General features: G+C 67.3%; 12 protein-coding genes and 3 tRNA genes. 5 read left to right on the top strand and 10 right to left on the bottom strand.

The annotated features are described in order from the left end of the window. Positions 1–222: 222 nt before the first annotated feature. From N5C18_RS21770 to N5C18_RS21750, 5 genes are all read right to left on the bottom strand, one after another. The gene (locus tag N5C18_RS21770) at positions 223–2,013 is read right to left on the bottom strand and encodes an acyl-CoA dehydrogenase C-terminal domain-containing protein (protein ID WP_279945593.1); all 1,791 of its coding nucleotides are present in this window, start codon (positions 2,011–2,013) and stop codon (positions 223–225) included. 64 nt (positions 2,014–2,077) lie between these two features. Then, positions 2,078–2,554: an LEA type 2 family protein gene (locus tag N5C18_RS21765; RefSeq protein ID WP_006457727.1), complete on the bottom strand. Its 477-nt coding sequence runs from the start codon at positions 2,552–2,554 to the stop codon at positions 2,078–2,080. A 164-nt stretch (positions 2,555–2,718) separates the two neighbouring features. After that, positions 2,719–3,270, bottom strand: coding sequence for a lipocalin family protein (locus N5C18_RS21760; protein ID WP_197563378.1), 552 nt, complete (start codon positions 3,268–3,270; stop codon positions 2,719–2,721). 156 nt (positions 3,271–3,426) lie between these two features. Next, positions 3,427–3,502, bottom strand: a tRNA-Phe gene (locus N5C18_RS21755). Between the two features lie 72 nt (positions 3,503–3,574). Then, positions 3,575–3,650: transfer RNA gene (locus tag N5C18_RS21750), tRNA-Phe, on the bottom strand. A gap of 334 nt (positions 3,651–3,984) precedes the next feature. Here N5C18_RS21750 and N5C18_RS21745 point away from each other — a divergent pair. Continuing rightward, positions 3,985–5,010: an NADP-dependent oxidoreductase gene (locus N5C18_RS21745; RefSeq protein WP_279945592.1), complete on the top strand. Its 1,026-nt coding sequence runs from the start codon at positions 3,985–3,987 to the stop codon at positions 5,008–5,010. Positions 5,011–5,071: 61 nt separating this feature from the next. Here the strand turns inward: N5C18_RS21745 and N5C18_RS21740 are convergent, their stop codons facing one another. Further along, on the bottom strand, positions 5,072–5,914 hold the full coding sequence (locus N5C18_RS21740) for a methylated-DNA--[protein]-cysteine S-methyltransferase (RefSeq protein WP_279945591.1): 843 nt from the start codon (positions 5,912–5,914) through the stop codon (positions 5,072–5,074). A 132-nt stretch (positions 5,915–6,046) separates the two neighbouring features. Between N5C18_RS21740 and N5C18_RS21735 the strand changes: the two genes are divergently transcribed. Beyond that, a complete protein-coding gene (locus tag N5C18_RS21735) occupies positions 6,047–6,808 on the top strand; it encodes an SDR family oxidoreductase (RefSeq protein WP_279945590.1) in 762 nt (253 codons plus the stop codon). 111 nt (positions 6,809–6,919) lie between these two features. Further along, a complete protein-coding gene (locus N5C18_RS21730; protein WP_271260482.1) occupies positions 6,920–7,093 on the top strand; it encodes a hypothetical protein in 174 nt (57 codons plus the stop codon). A 59-nt stretch (positions 7,094–7,152) separates the two neighbouring features. Here the strand turns inward: N5C18_RS21730 and N5C18_RS21725 are convergent. From N5C18_RS21725 to N5C18_RS21710, 4 genes are all read right to left on the bottom strand, one after another. Beyond that, positions 7,153–7,228, bottom strand: a tRNA-Ala gene (locus N5C18_RS21725). Positions 7,229–7,319: 91 nt separating this feature from the next. Beyond that, complete coding sequence (locus tag N5C18_RS21720; protein ID WP_279945589.1) at positions 7,320–8,246, bottom strand: alpha/beta hydrolase; 927 nt, start codon at positions 8,244–8,246, stop codon at positions 7,320–7,322. After that, on the bottom strand, positions 8,236–9,129 hold the full coding sequence (locus N5C18_RS21715; protein ID WP_279945588.1) for an alpha/beta hydrolase: 894 nt from the start codon (positions 9,127–9,129) through the stop codon (positions 8,236–8,238). Before N5C18_RS21715 ends, N5C18_RS21720 begins: the two co-directional genes overlap by 11 nt. A gap of 21 nt (positions 9,130–9,150) precedes the next feature. Next, the gene (locus N5C18_RS21710; RefSeq protein WP_279945587.1) at positions 9,151–10,206 is read right to left on the bottom strand and encodes a sugar phosphate isomerase/epimerase; all 1,056 of its coding nucleotides are present in this window, start codon (positions 10,204–10,206) and stop codon (positions 9,151–9,153) included. A gap of 101 nt (positions 10,207–10,307) precedes the next feature. Between N5C18_RS21710 and N5C18_RS21705 the strand changes: the two genes are divergently transcribed. Both N5C18_RS21705 and N5C18_RS21700 read left to right on the top strand, forming a co-directional pair. Further along, positions 10,308–10,889 carry a TetR/AcrR family transcriptional regulator gene (locus N5C18_RS21705; RefSeq protein WP_164088002.1) on the top strand — a complete coding sequence of 194 codons (582 nt, stop codon included), beginning with the start codon at positions 10,308–10,310 and terminating at the stop codon, positions 10,887–10,889. A gap of 180 nt (positions 10,890–11,069) precedes the next feature. Then, positions 11,070–13,400 carry a TonB-dependent receptor gene (locus N5C18_RS21700; protein ID WP_279945586.1) on the top strand — a complete coding sequence of 777 codons (2,331 nt, stop codon included), beginning with the start codon at positions 11,070–11,072 and terminating at the stop codon, positions 13,398–13,400. Positions 13,401–13,430: the final 30 nt, after the last annotated feature.

The raw sequence follows: 13,430 nt of genomic DNA, 5'->3' as shown, positions 1-13,430 counted from the left end.
TGTCGACCAAGGTCGACACCTACCCACAGCAGCAGAAATCTGTCAGAGGCGGGGTGGGTCCGGTTGCGGGGGCGTGAGCGCCATGGATGGCGCGATCGAGGCTACAGGGACGTACTTGCGCCGTCCCTCGCAATTGGACCCGCCTCGCCATCCCGCAGAAGCCAGCTGTTGCGGTTGCCGGCCAGCGGCCGGCACTACCGCGGGTGCCGGGCGTGGCCCGGCTCAGGCGCCGAAGCGCTCGTCGTCCATCGCCATCAGCGGGGCGGCGCCGGCCTGGATCGCGGCGGCGTGGCTGAGCGTGCGCGGCAGCACCCGGGCGAAGTAGAACCGAGCGGTCTCGCGCTTGCCCTGGGCGAAGGCGGCGCCGTGCGCGCTGGCATCGGCGGCGGCCACGCTGCGGGCCCACCAGTAGGCCAGCACCACGTAACCCGAATAGAACAGGTAGTCGTAGCTGGCCGCACCCAGTTCGTCCGGGTTGGCGGATGCGCGCTTCAGCACGTCCATCGTCAGCGCGCCCCACTCGGCGGCCTTGGCGCGCAGCGGGCCGATGAACTCGGCCAGCGCCTCGTTGCCTTCATGTTCCTTGGCGAAGGCTTCGATCTCGGCCAGCATCAGCTTCAGGCCGGCGCCCTGGCTGGACGCGGTCTTGCGCCCGATCAGGTCCAGCGCCTGGATGCCGGTGGTGCCTTCATACAGCGTGGTGATGCGCGCATCGCGGGCCAGCTGTTCCATGCCGTGTTCGCGGATGTAGCCGTGGCCCCCGAAGCACTGCAGCGCGTTGTAGGTGTTCTCGATGCCCCATTCGGTCTGGCAGGCCTTCGAGATGGGCGTGAGGAAGCTGACCAGGGTGTCGGCGCGCTCGCGCTCGGCGGCGTCTTCGGCGTGGTGGGCCACGTCGATCAGGGTGGCCGCGTGCAGGGCCAGCAGGCGGCTGCCTTCGACCAGCGACTTCACCGTCAGCAACATGCGGCGCACATCCGGGTGGACCAGGATCGGATCGGCCGGCTTGTCCGGGAACTTGGCACCACTGAGCGCACGCGACTGCAGGCGCTCACGGCTGTACTTCAGCGCGTTCTGGTAGGCGCGCTCGGACAGGCCGATGCCCTGCAGGCCGACGCCCAGCCGTGCGGTGTTCATCATGGTGAACATCGCCTGCAGGCCCTTGTGCGGCTGGCCGACCAGGTAGCCCTGCGCGCCATCGAAGTTCATCACGCAGGTGACCGAGCCCTTGATGCCCATCTTGTGCTCGATCGAGCCACAGCGCAGCGCGTTGCGCTCGCCGACGTTGCCGTCGCGGTCGACCTTGAACTTGGGGGTGACGAACAGCGAGATGCCCTTGGCGCCCGCAGGGGCGTCGGGCAGCTTGGCCAGCACCAGGTGCACGATGTTGCCAGTCAGGTCGTGCTCGCCGGCGGTGATGAAGATCTTGGTGCCGGTGATGGCGTAGCTGCCGTCGGCGTTCGGTTCGGCCTTGGTCTTGAGCAGGCCCAGGTCGGTGCCGCAATGCGGTTCGGTCAGGCACATGGTGCCGGTCCAGCGGCCTTCGATCAGCGGCTTGAGGAAGGCCTCGTGCTGCCACGCTTCGCCATGCTGCTTCAGTGCTTCGATGGCGCCGTGCGAGAGCAGCGGGAAGTTGCCCCATGCCAGGTTGGCGGCGTTGATCATTTCGTTGAGCGGTACGCCCAGGGTATGCGGCAGGCCCTGGCCACCCAGGTCCGGCGAAGCGGTCAGGCCGGTCCAGCCGCCATCGACGAACTGGTCGTAGGCCTGCTTGAAGCCGGGCGGCGTGGTCACCTCACCGGTGGCCTGGTCGAGCACGCAGCCGATCTCGTCACCCACGCTGTTGAGCGGGGCCAGCACGGTGGCGCTGAAGCGCCCGGCTTCTTCCAGCACGGCATCGACCACGTCGGCGGTGGCGTCGGTGAAGCCCAGGCGGGCGAACAGGGGTTCGACCTTGAGCACGTCGTGCAGGGCGAAACGGAGGTCGGAAAGCGGGGCGGTGTAGCTGCTCATCGGTACGTCTCGATTTGATCAGGGGCAGGGGAGCGGCGCCGGGCGCCGCGGCGGAAGCGGGGATTCAGCGCAGCACGCCAGGCAGGCCGGGGGCCTGGTTGAGGGTGCTGCGGCTGCTGATGTCGAAGCTGCGCTGCTTCTTTTCCTGCGGCGTGGCGGCCACCGTTCCCTTCAGGCCGTAGGCCAGGGTGCGGTTGCCGGCCAGCGCGTCGGCCACGATCAGGCGCGCGGCCGAGCTGGGCACAAGGTCGACATTGATGACGTCGGCCGAGGTGCCGCCAATGGAAATGCCCGGCCTCGCCTGCAGGGTGCCGGCTTCGCTGTCGCCCACGGTCAATGCCAGCGAAACGTCATCGAAGGTCATCGGCATCGAGCTGAAGTTCTGCAGGCGCAGGGCCACGGTCCAGTTGCCATCGGCGCGCACGGTCAGTTGCTGCAGGCTGGCCGCCGGTTCCGAAACACGCTTGACGATGCCGTTGTTGCAGGCAACAAGGGCGAGGGTGCACAGAACGATCAAGGCGATACGGAAACGGTGGAGCATGGGCGCAAGTCCTCTGGAGGGGGTGCGTTGGGATAAGCATACTACGGCGTATGGTTGTTTGGATCGCCGGTGACGACCCGCCGCAGAGGGTAGCGCGTGAAGATGGCGGCCGGGCGTGCGCGGCGCCGGATCGTCCACGTCGGGTGCGCGGCTCGCGCCGCGGTTCACTTGGCGGGCGATTCCCGCAGCGGTGCCATCTGGCGCAGCGGGCCGAGGTCGTAGCCCATGGATTCGGCCGTTGCCTTGAGCTGTTCGAACCGCGCGCGCTCCATTTCCGGCACGCGCGAGAGAATCCATAGGTACTTGCGGCCGGGTTCGCCGACCAGGGCCCACTGGTAGTCCGGGTCCAGCGCCAGCACCCAGTAATCGGCCCAGACCAGCGGTACCCAGCTCAGCCAGTCCGGCACGAAGCGCACCTGCAGTTGGCCGGGGTGGCCGGGTACCGGGCGCGCCACGCCTTCGGCAACCACGCGCTCGCCTTCGCCGTTGCGGCAGGCATTGGTGACGCTGATCCGGCCGTCGCGGCGCAGCCCGTAGTTGGCGGTGATCTCGCCGACGCATTGCTTCTGGAACGAGACCGGCAGGTGCGCGATCTCGTGCCATTGGCCGGCATAGCGATCGATGTCCAGGGTATCGACCGCGCGCACCGGCTCGACGGCGAGCACCGGGGCGGCGGCCAGCAGCAGGCACGCGAGCAGGGCGGGGCGCAGGTGCATCGACAGGCTCCAGGCAGGAATCTGGAGCGTAGGTGCGGCGGCGCGTGCCGCGTGTAAATGTTTCGTCAATCCGGCGCTGGCGTCCCCATGCGGGCACGTTGCATGGAAGGAAATCGAAGACAAAAAAAGACCTGCATTTCTGCAGGTCTCTGAAAATGGTGGCCGAAGACGGAATCGAACCGCCGACACGGGGATTTTCAATCCCCTGCTCTACCAACTGAGCTACTCGGCCAAATTGTGTGGCAACCGCGATGGATGCGGCTTCCGGAAAAAAAAGACCCGCATTTCTGCAGGCCTTCGAAAGTGGTGGCCGAAGACGGAATCGAACCGCCGACACGGGGATTTTCAATCCCCTGCTCTACCAACTGAGCTACTCGGCCACATGTTTCGTTGCAGCGAGGTCGCTGCCAAGGAGGCGTATATTACGGAGGTCGGTTGTCTTCGGCAAGGGTTTTGCCAAGATTTCTTCACATTGCCGTCTGCGCGCTCGCAAGTGCTTGATCCTCCGTTGTGGGGCGGGGCGGGCCAATCGATCATCGCCTGCGCTGGAATTCAGCAGGTCGCCGCGATCGCCAAAGCTGCAAGGACAAGGGGTGCGCCGGACGCGCGCGGGTCCGGGCAATGGAACGCTGTTTTCGTGGCCGCCACGGGCGGTCGATGCGGCGTAGTGTCGGCAGTCCTTTCCCGAAGCTGGCCACAGCAGAGACCGCCGCCATGTCCGATTCCCCAACCACGTCCCGCATCGTGCTGGCCTCGCGTCCGCAGGGCGCACCGAGCGCGGCGAACTTCCGCCTGGAGCAGGCCGCACTGCCGGCATTGGCGGAAGGAGAGGTGCTGCTGCGCAATCGCTACCTGTCGCTGGACCCATACATGCGTGGACGCATGGACGAGGGTCCTTCGTACGCGGCGCCGGTGGCCGTGGGTGCGGTGATGGAAGGCCAGACTGTGGCGGAGGTGCTGCAGTCCAACGCCGAGGGCGTAGCCACAGGTGAGCTGGTGCTGGCGCCGGGTGGCTGGCAGACCCACGCGGTGCTGCCGGCCCGGGCACTCGGGCGCCGGCTGGATCCGGTCGGGTTACCGTTGAGCACGGCGCTGGGCGTGTACGGCATGCCGGGGTTCACTGCGTATTCCAGCCTGCATGAAATCGCCCGGCTGAAACCGGGTGAGACGCTGGTGGTGGCCGCCGCAACCGGTCCGGTGGGCGCCACCGTGGCCCAGCTGGCCAAGCTGCAGGGCGCGCGCGTGGTCGCCATTGCCGGCGGCGAAGCCAAGCGCGCCTATCTGCAGACGCTGGGCGTGGACGTGGCGCTGGATCATCGCGCCGCTGATTTCGCCGCGCAGCTGCACGCGGCGGTGCCCGCGGGTATTGACGTGTACTTCGAGAACGTGGGCGGGCACGTGCTGGATGCGGTGCTGCCGCTGCTCAATGACTTCGCCCGCATTCCGGTGTGCGGCACCATCGCCACCTACAACGATCGCGGCGTCGAGCAGCCCGGCCCGGACCGGCTGCCGGCACTGTTCAGCCAGATCCTGCGCCAGCGCCTGACCGTGCGGGGTTTCATCGTGCACGACTTCAATCACCTGTGGCCGGACTTCGAACGCGAGATGCCGCAATGGCTGCGTGAGGGCCGTATCCAGTACCGTGAGGATGTGGTGGATGGACTGGAGAATGCGCCGGAAGCGTTCTTCGGACTGCTGAAGGGGCGCAACTTCGGCAAGCTGGTGGTGAAGCTGGATTGAGTGTTCGCCGGGCATGGTCCGGCGCTGTCACAGGGCGTGCCGGCCAGGGTCGGCACCCACGTCAGGCAGTCGAGGCCTTTTCCCGGCGCAGCAGTTCGCGCTTGCGCGCGACGCCCCAGGCGTAGCCGGACAGGTCGCCATCGCGGCGCACCACGCGGTGGCAGGGCACCGCCACCGCCAGTGGATTGCTTGCACAGGCCCTGGCCACTGCGCGGCTTGAGCGCGGTGCGCCGATGCGCGCGGCGATGTCGGCATACGACGCGGTCTGCCCGCGTGGAATCTGCTGCAGCGCCTGCCAGACCCGCTGCTGGAACGCGGTGCCGCGGATATCCAGCGGCAGCGTGGTGCCACGCGTGGGGTCCTCGACCAGGCCCACCACCTGCGCCACCAGTTGTTCATAGCCGCTGTCGGCGCCGACCAGTTCGGCCTGGCGGAAACGCTGCTGCAGCGACTGCAGCAGTGTCTCCGGATCGTCGCCGAGCAGGATTGCGACCACGCCGGTCCCGCTGCTGGCCACCAGCACGCTGCCCAGCGAGCTTTCGGCAAGCGCGAAGTGGATGACTTCGCCGCGACCACCTGAGCGCCACTGCTTCGGGGTCATGCCCAGCAGGCGCGGGGCGTTTTCGTAGAAACGCCCGCTGGAGCCGAAACCGGCGTCGTGGAAGGCATCGGTGATGCGCTCCTGGTGTTCCAGTCCGGTGCGCAGGCGGTCGGCGCGCAGCGCGGCGGCGTACTGCTTGGGGGTCAGCCCGGTCGCCTGCTTGAACAGGCGATGCAGGCGCGTCGGGCTGCAGCCGGCAATGCCGGCCAGTTCCTGCAGCGAGGGTTCGTCGAGGCTGGCCTGCAGGTGGCGGCAGACCCGTTCGACGCGGGCATCGAGGGCGGTAGTGGCGGTGCTGTCCATGACCAGATTCTGGCATGTGCCGGTTCTGCGGAAACTCCGTTTCCTGCACCGATAGACGAAGCCCGGAAACGGAGTGTTGGCGGGCCGAAGGCGCGGCATCGTGGCGGCACCTTCACAACCGATACCGCCACCATGCGCCTGAACAACAAGATCGCTCTCATCACCGGTGCCAGCGCCGGCATTGGCCGCGCCAGCGCGCTGCGGTTCGCCGCCGAAGGCGCGAAACTGGTGCTCAACGCGCGGCGGCTGGAACCGCTGCAGTCGCTGGCCGAGCAGATCCGTGCTGCGGGGGGCGAGGTGGTGGTGCATGCCGCCGACGTGGCCGACCCTGACACCGCGCAGGCGCTGGTCGATCTGGCCCGGCACTCATTCGGCGGCCTGGACATCGCCCTCAACAATGCCGGCATGCTCGGCCCCGGTGTACCGGCCGCGGAATTCCCGGTGGATGCCTGGCGCGAGGTGATGGCAACCAACCTGGATGCCGCCTTCCATGCTGCTCGCGCGCAGCTGCCGGCATTGCTGGCACGTGGCGGCGGCTCTCTGGTGTTCGTCGGCACCTTCGTCGGCCATACCGTGGGCTTCCCGGGCATGGCGGCCTACGCGTCGAGCAAGGCCGGGCTGATCGGCCTGAGCCAGGTGATCGCCGCCGAATATGGTGCACGTGGCGTGCGCAGCAACGTGCTGCTGCCCGGTGGCACCGATACCGAAATGGGCCGGCAGGCCGCGCCCAGTGGCGACGCGCGTGACTTCGTGCGCTCGCTGCACGCGCTCAAGCGCCTGGCCGAGCCGGAGGAGATTGCCAACGCGGCGCTGTTCCTGGCCAGCGATGAAAGCAGCTTCGTGACCGGCACCGCGATGCGCGTGGAGGGTGGGGTGTCGATTACCCGCACCTGAGTGGAGTCATTTGCGGCTGCACGCGCTGTTGGCGCAGGGCTGACCTGCTGATTACCCGGCGATCTCTAGGGTAGGGGTAGCGTCGGTGTCCCGCCGGCGAAGGAGCGATGGATGAGTGAGCGCGAAAAAGACCAGGGCGACCCCAGGCAGGGCGTGCAGGAAAGCCGCCAGGACAGGAAGCAGGACGATGTGGCCAGGCAGCGGCCGGGGCAGCGCGACCAGCAGGTGCGCGATGCACATTCGCGCGACCCGAAGCGCAAGGACGGCGGGCAGGATCCCGCCTGAGCGGGCCACTGAAAAGAAAAAACCCGTAGATCGCAGGATCTACGGGTTCTTTCGAATAGTGGTGGAGCCAAGGAGGATCGAACTCCTGACCTCGTCATTGCGAACGACGCGCTCTCCCAGCTGAGCTATGGCCCCACGGCAGGGCTTCAGTGTAGCGCTGCCCGCCGGGCTTGCCAAGCGCGGGGCCGGGACGGCCGTAACGTTGCGTCTACGGCCGTCCCGGCCTTCAGGACAGCGCCCGGCGCAGCAGCACGCCCGCGCGCTGCACTGCCACCTCGGTGGAGGCGGCCACTCCGCGCAGATGGAGACAGGCGTGGATCATCCCGGATAGCCGCTCAAGCGTGCAGCCGACGCCCGCAGCTTGCAGGCGCCGCGCGTACTGCTCGGCCTCGTCACGCAGCGGGTCGTGCTCGCAGCTGAGCACCGAGGCCGGGGCCAGCCCCTGCAGATCCGTGGCGTGGGCCGGCGAGGCCAGTGCCGGCGGCGCATCCAGATCGCCCAGGTAGGCCTGCCAGCAGCGTTGCATCAACTCGGCGTTGAGGTAGAAGCCATTGGCGTACTCGCGGTAGGAGTCGCTGCCCATGCCGGCATCCAGTGCCGGGTACAGCAGCAGCTGGTGATGCGGCTGCGGCAGGCCGAGATCGCGCAGCAGCAGGCAGCATGCGGCTGCCAGATTGCCGCCAGCGCTGTCGCCACCAATCGCCAGCCGTTGCGGGTCCAGTCCCAGGCGCCCGGCATTGGCCTGCAGCCACTGCCAGGCGTCGGCAACGTCATGCAGCGGAACCGGGAAGGAGTGTTCCGGCGCGAGCCGATAGCCGACGGCGACGATCACGCAGCCACTGCTATTGGCCAAGGCGCGGCAGGGGCCGTCATAGACCGCCAGCGAACACTGGAACCAGCCACCACCATGGGCGAACAGCAGGGCGGGTGCCGGTCCATCGGGCAGCCCATCCGGTGTGTACAGGCGTAGCTCCAGGGCATGACCGTCGCGCGTGGTCAATGTCTGTTCGATCACGTGTGCGACCGCTTGGGGTGCTCCCTGCAGTTGCGGCAGTGTGCTCTCGCTGATCGCGCGCAGCGCTCGCAGATCATCCGGCAGCGGATGCGCGGCAACGGCGTCGACGAACTGCTGCAGTTCCGCTTCAAGCGGCATGGCGTGCCTCCTGCAGGAACGGCAGCAACTGCGCCAGGAACGCCTGCGGCGCTTCCTCCATGATGAAGTGGCCGCAGCCCGGGACGATGCTGCCGCGCACGTCGTCGGCATGTGGCAGCAGGGTCAGCATCGGCGCATCGCCGGTGGCATGTTCGGCGCCGATCGCCAGTACCGGCATCGGCAGCCGGCGCTCGGCGCGGAGCTTGTTCTGGCGGATCGTTTCCGGAATCGCACGGTACCAGGCGAAGCCGGCACGCAATGCGCCTGGACGGCTGTAGGCGGCGATGTAGGTATCTGCAGCGACGGCATCGCGACGGTACGACCAGCGATCGAACATGAATTCCAGGTAGGCGCGCTCGCGGCCGCTGATCAGCGCTTCGGGAAGATCGGACACCTGGTTGAACATGAAATGCCAGAGGAAGATGTTGTCGGCCGGTGCGGCGAAAATGCCCGGTTCCGGGGCCAGGCCCGGAATCACCGCCTCGGTGACCGCCAGTTGGCGCACGGCCTGCGGCTGGTCGCTGGCCAGCGCATAGGCGATCCACATGCCGATGTCATGGCCGACCACCTGGTAGCGGTCGTGGCCCAGCGCCTGCATGGTCTGGTGCAGGACGGCGGCGGCGCTGCCGGTGTCGTAGCCATGGGCGGGCCGATCGGATTCGCCGATACCGGGCGGATCGATAGCGATGGCTTCGAAACCGGCCTCGGCCAGTGCGTGCAGCACGTGGCGCCAGGCGTACCAGGTCTGCGGCCAGCCCGGAATCAGCAGCACCGGCTCACCGTGGCCGGCGGACACGCAATGCACACGCTGGCCGTCGATGCGCAGGTAGTGGTGGCGCAGGGCGTCGTCGCCGGCAGTGCCGGCGGGAAGGGAGGAAGTCATGGGGGAAGGCTCCGTTGGGGTTCAGGCGATGCCGAGCATCTGCTGCATCTGTGCGGTGCTGATCGGCGCACCGGCGAAGTCGTCGAAGATCTTGTCGGTGACCGGGATGATGTGGTCGCGGATGAACGCGGCGCCCTCGCGCGCGCCGGCTTCCTGGTCCTTCAGGCAGCACTCCCATTCCAGCGTGGCCCAGCCCGGGTAGTCGTACTGGGCCAGCTTGGAGAAGATCGACTTGAAGTCGACCTGGCCATCGCCCAGCGAGCGGAAGCGGCCGGCGCGCTCGGTCCAGTCGGCGTAACCGCCATAGGTGCCCTGGCGGCCGCTGGGGCGGAACTCCGCATCCTTGACATGGAACATGCGGATCAGCGGGTGGTAGATGTCCAGGTACTGCAGGTAGTCCAGCTGCTGCAGCACGAAGTGGCTGGGATCGAACAGGATGCGGCAGCGTTCGTGCTGGCCGACGCGTTCAAAGAAGCGCTCGAAGCTGGTGCCGTCGTGCAGGTCCTCGCTGGGATGGATCTCGTAGCAGAGGTTGATGCCGTTGTCCTCGCAGGTGTCGAGGATCGGCCGCCAGCGCCGGGCCAGTTCATCGAACGCCGCATCGATCAGGCCCGGCGGGCGCTGCGGGAACGGGAACAGGTAGGGCCAGGCGAACGAGCCGGAGAAGGTGCCCATGTCCTGCAGGCCGAGCCGGCGCGAGGCGCGGGCGGCCAGGTGCAGCTGCTGCTGCGCCCATTCGGTGCGGGCCTGCGGATTGCCGCGCAGGGCTTCCGGTGCGAAGCCGTCGCACAGTTCATCGTAGGCCGGATGCACGGCCACCAGCTGGCCGAGGATGTGGGTGGTCAGCTCGCTGACCTGCAGGCCGTGTTCGGCCAGGGTGCCGCGGATGTCGTCGCAGTAGTCCTGGCTGTCGGCGGCGGTGGCCAGGTCGAACAGGCGCGCATCCCAGGCCGGAATCTGCAGGGCCTTGAAGCCGTGGCCGGCCGCCCATGCGGCAATGCCGTCGAGGCTGTTGAACGGGGCCTGGTCGCCGGCGAACTGCGCCAGGTGCAGGCTGGGGCCCTTGAGGGTCTGCATGTGTTGCTCCAATTGTTTGTCAGTCGACAAAGAATAGGCGCGACCCTCGCGGTGGTCAACACCCGCGTTACACTGCGCGCCTCACTGGAGCAGGCAGGCAGATGGCAGGGCGACCGCGCGAATTCGACAGGGACCAGGCGTTGCGCAAGGCGATGCTGCTGTTCTGGCAGCACGGCTATGAAGGCACCTCGATGTCGGCGCTGGTCGAAGCACTGGGCATCGCCTCGGCGCGCATCTATGCCGCGTTCGGAAGCAAGGAGCAGCTGTTCCGCGAGGCGGTGGCGCTGTACGAAGAGGGCGAGGGTGGTTTCGCGCCACGCGCGCTGGAGCAGGCATCGCTGCGTGAGGCCATCGGCACGATGCTGCGTGAGGCGGTGCTGACCTACACCCGGCGCGGGCGCCCGCATGGCTGCCTGGTGGTGTCCTCGGCCAGCAGCGTGTCGCCCGACGGCGAAGGCGTGCGTGACTGGCTGGCCAGCCATCGTCGCCAGCGTACGGCGGCGATCATCGCGCGCCTGCAGCAGGCGCAGGCCGAGGGTGAGCTGGCCGACGACGCGGCGGTGCAGGCGCTGGGCGACCATTTCGCCACGGTGCTGCATGGCATTTCGGTGCAGGCCCGCGATGGCATCAGCCGCGAGCGGCTGCTGGCAATGGTCGATGTGGCGCTGAGCCCGCTTCCCTGAGTCAAGCCCGAAAGGCGTGCCAAATGCCGAGTGACTGTGCCGAAACCGCTTGTTTCATCGGGTTCGGAGCTCGCGCAACGAAATCGTAACAATTTGGGGGATAATGACGGCTTGCGCAGTCTTCCTCCCATTTGCCGCCCGGCTCGCGCAGGCCGCACGGACGCCTCCTCAGAGCATTGCATGCCCTCCCATACCGATTCCCGCCGCCTGTCGGGTCTGTCGTCTTCCTTCGTTTCCTTCCGCCGCCACCCGCTGGCCCTGGCCTGTGCCAGCCTGGCCCTGGTCGGCAGCTTCGGCGCCGCCGCGCAGGACAGCGCGCCGACCCCGACCGGGCTGGACACGATCACCGTGACCGCCGAGCACCGCGAGCAGAACCTGCAGGAAGTGCCGGTCTCGGTCGGCGTGGTGCAGGGCGAGCGCATGCGCGACTTCACCGCTGGCGGTGACGACACCCTGCTGGCGCTGTCCGGCCGCGTGCCGAGCCTGTATGCGGAAACCACCACCGGCCGCATCTTCCCGCGCTTCTACATCCGCGGCCTGGGCAACATCGACTTCTACCTGGGTGCCTCGCAGCCGGTGTCGATCATCCAGGACGACGTGGTGCTGGAACACGTGGTGCTGAAGTCCAACCCGGTCTATGACGTGGACCAGGTGGAAGTGCTGCGCGGCCCGCAGGGTTCGCTGTTCGGTCGCAACACCACCGCCGGCATCGTCAAGTTCGACACCCTGAAGCCGACACAGGACTACACCGGCCGCGTCAGCGCCAGCTACGCGACCTACAACAGCGTGTCGATCGATGGCGGCTTCGGTGGCCCGATCAACGACATCGCGTCGTTCCGCGTGTCGGCCCTGTACCAGCATCGCGATGACTACGTCGACAACACCTACAAGGGCCCGAGCGCCGACGGCACCATCAGCCCGAAGAAGAACGCGATGGGCGGCTTCGACGACCGCAACGTGCGCGCGCAGCTGCTGCTGACCCCGAGCGACCAGTTCTCGATCCTGGCCTCGGCCCATGCCCGTGACTACGAAGGCACCTCGACCCTGTTCCTGCGCGGTGCGCTGACCAAGGGCTCGAACAAGACCGACGTGCCGCGCGACAAGGTGGCCTACGACGAAGCCGACAACAACCCGCAGGCCTACAAGACCTACGGCGGCTCGGTGAAGGCACGCTACGACTTCGGTGCGATCGACTTCACCTCGATCACTGCCTACGAGACCACCTCCGGCTACAGCCGTGGCGACACCGACGGCGGCGCTGCGGTGAACTTCCCGGTCAATGGCGTGCCGAACGGCTATGGCCAGTCGATGGGCCGCATCCGCGACCTCGACCAGTGGACCCAGGAGTTCCGCCTGGCCAGCCATGACGACAACGCACTGCAGTGGCAGGCCGGTGCGTTCTACTTCAACGGCAGCGACACCACCGACTTCTACCAGCGTGCGTGGTTCCTGCAGGGTGCGGCCCGCAACCCGAACAACTGGGTGCGCCTGCGCAACAAGAACACCTCGTGGGCCGGCTTCGGACAGCTGAGCTACGCCTTCACCGACAAGTTCACCGTCACCGCCGGCCTGCGCCAGACCAAGGACGAGAAGCACACCCGCCTGCTGAAGACCGCGGACACTGCTGCTGGCGTGGTCACCTACAAGGGCCGCACCGACGTCAAGATGTCCGACACCACCCCGAGCTGGGATCTGAGCGCGATGTACCAGATCACGCCGGACGTGAGCGTCTACGCCAAGGTTGCCCGCGGCTTCCGCGGCCCGACCATCCAGGGCCGCTCGGCCGTGTTCAACGCCGACTTCACCACCGCCGATTCCGAGACCATCCTGTCCTGGGAAGCGGGCGTGAAGAGCAGCCTGTGGGACAACCGCCTGCGCCTGAATGCCACCGCGTTCACCTACACGGTCAATGACATCCAGCTCAACGGCAACGATTCGGACGGCAACGGCGTGCTGTTCAACGCTGACAAGGCCAAGGCCTACGGCTTCGAAGCGGACATGGAGCTGCGCCCGATCCCGAACCTGACCCTGAGCGCCGGCCTGAGCCTGCTGCACAGCGAGATCAAGGACAAGCGCGTCTATGCGCAGGTCTGCGGCCTCAACGGCCAGGTGGTCTGCACCGTCGGTGACCCGACCATCAAGGTCGGTGCCAACACCTTCGCGCAGATCGACGGCAACCCGCTGCCGAATGCGCCGAAGTACAACGTCAACCTGGCCGCCCGCTACGACTTCCCGGTCAGCGATGCCGGCACCATGTTCGTGTCCACCGACTGGAACAAGCAGGGTTACACCAGCTTCGTGCTGTACGACACCAGGGAATTCAATTCCAAGGGTGATTTCGAGGGTGGCCTGAAGATCGGCTACTCGGGCAACTACGGTGCCTACGAAGTGGCGCTGTTCGCGCGCAACATCACCAACGAGAAGAACCTCAAGGGTGTGATCGAGAACTACATGGCGGCGGTCTACAACGAACCGCGCACCGTCGGTGTCTCGCTGAACATGAACTGGTAATGCGCGATTGCGGTTGCGGTGCACGCCGCC

This window comes from Stenotrophomonas sp. GD03930, from assembly GCF_029839665.1.
Classification (GTDB): Bacteria; Pseudomonadota; Gammaproteobacteria; order Xanthomonadales; family Xanthomonadaceae; genus Stenotrophomonas; species Stenotrophomonas forensis.
Note: the sequence above shows the minus strand (reverse complement) of the source record. Positions and strands in the feature narration are given on the sequence as shown.

What these genes read in the sequence shown, in the direction of transcription:
- N5C18_RS21745 (WP_279945592.1), top strand. Translation starts at nt 3,985, where the DNA reads ATGTCCGATTCCCCAACCACGTCCCGCATCGTGCTGGCCTCGCGTCCG.
- N5C18_RS21705 (WP_164088002.1), top strand. Translation starts at nt 10,308, where the DNA reads ATGGCAGGGCGACCGCGCGAATTCGACAGGGACCAGGCGTTGCGCAAG.
- N5C18_RS21710 (WP_279945587.1), bottom strand. Translation starts at nt 10,206, where the DNA reads ATGCAGACCCTCAAGGGCCCCAGCCTGCACCTGGCGCAGTTCGCCGGC.
- N5C18_RS21700 (WP_279945586.1), top strand. Translation starts at nt 11,070, where the DNA reads ATGCCCTCCCATACCGATTCCCGCCGCCTGTCGGGTCTGTCGTCTTCC.
- N5C18_RS21730 (WP_271260482.1), top strand. Translation starts at nt 6,920, where the DNA reads ATGAGTGAGCGCGAAAAAGACCAGGGCGACCCCAGGCAGGGCGTGCAG.
- N5C18_RS21770 (WP_279945593.1), bottom strand. Translation starts at nt 2,013, where the DNA reads ATGAGCAGCTACACCGCCCCGCTTTCCGACCTCCGTTTCGCCCTGCAC.
- N5C18_RS21760 (WP_197563378.1), bottom strand. Translation starts at nt 3,270, where the DNA reads ATGCACCTGCGCCCCGCCCTGCTCGCGTGCCTGCTGCTGGCCGCCGCC.
- N5C18_RS21720 (WP_279945589.1), bottom strand. Translation starts at nt 8,246, where the DNA reads ATGCCGCTTGAAGCGGAACTGCAGCAGTTCGTCGACGCCGTTGCCGCG.
- N5C18_RS21740 (WP_279945591.1), bottom strand. Translation starts at nt 5,914, where the DNA reads ATGGACAGCACCGCCACTACCGCCCTCGATGCCCGCGTCGAACGGGTC.
- N5C18_RS21765 (WP_006457727.1), bottom strand. Translation starts at nt 2,554, where the DNA reads ATGCTCCACCGTTTCCGTATCGCCTTGATCGTTCTGTGCACCCTCGCC.
- N5C18_RS21735 (WP_279945590.1), top strand. Translation starts at nt 6,047, where the DNA reads ATGCGCCTGAACAACAAGATCGCTCTCATCACCGGTGCCAGCGCCGGC.
- N5C18_RS21715 (WP_279945588.1), bottom strand. Translation starts at nt 9,129, where the DNA reads ATGACTTCCTCCCTTCCCGCCGGCACTGCCGGCGACGACGCCCTGCGC.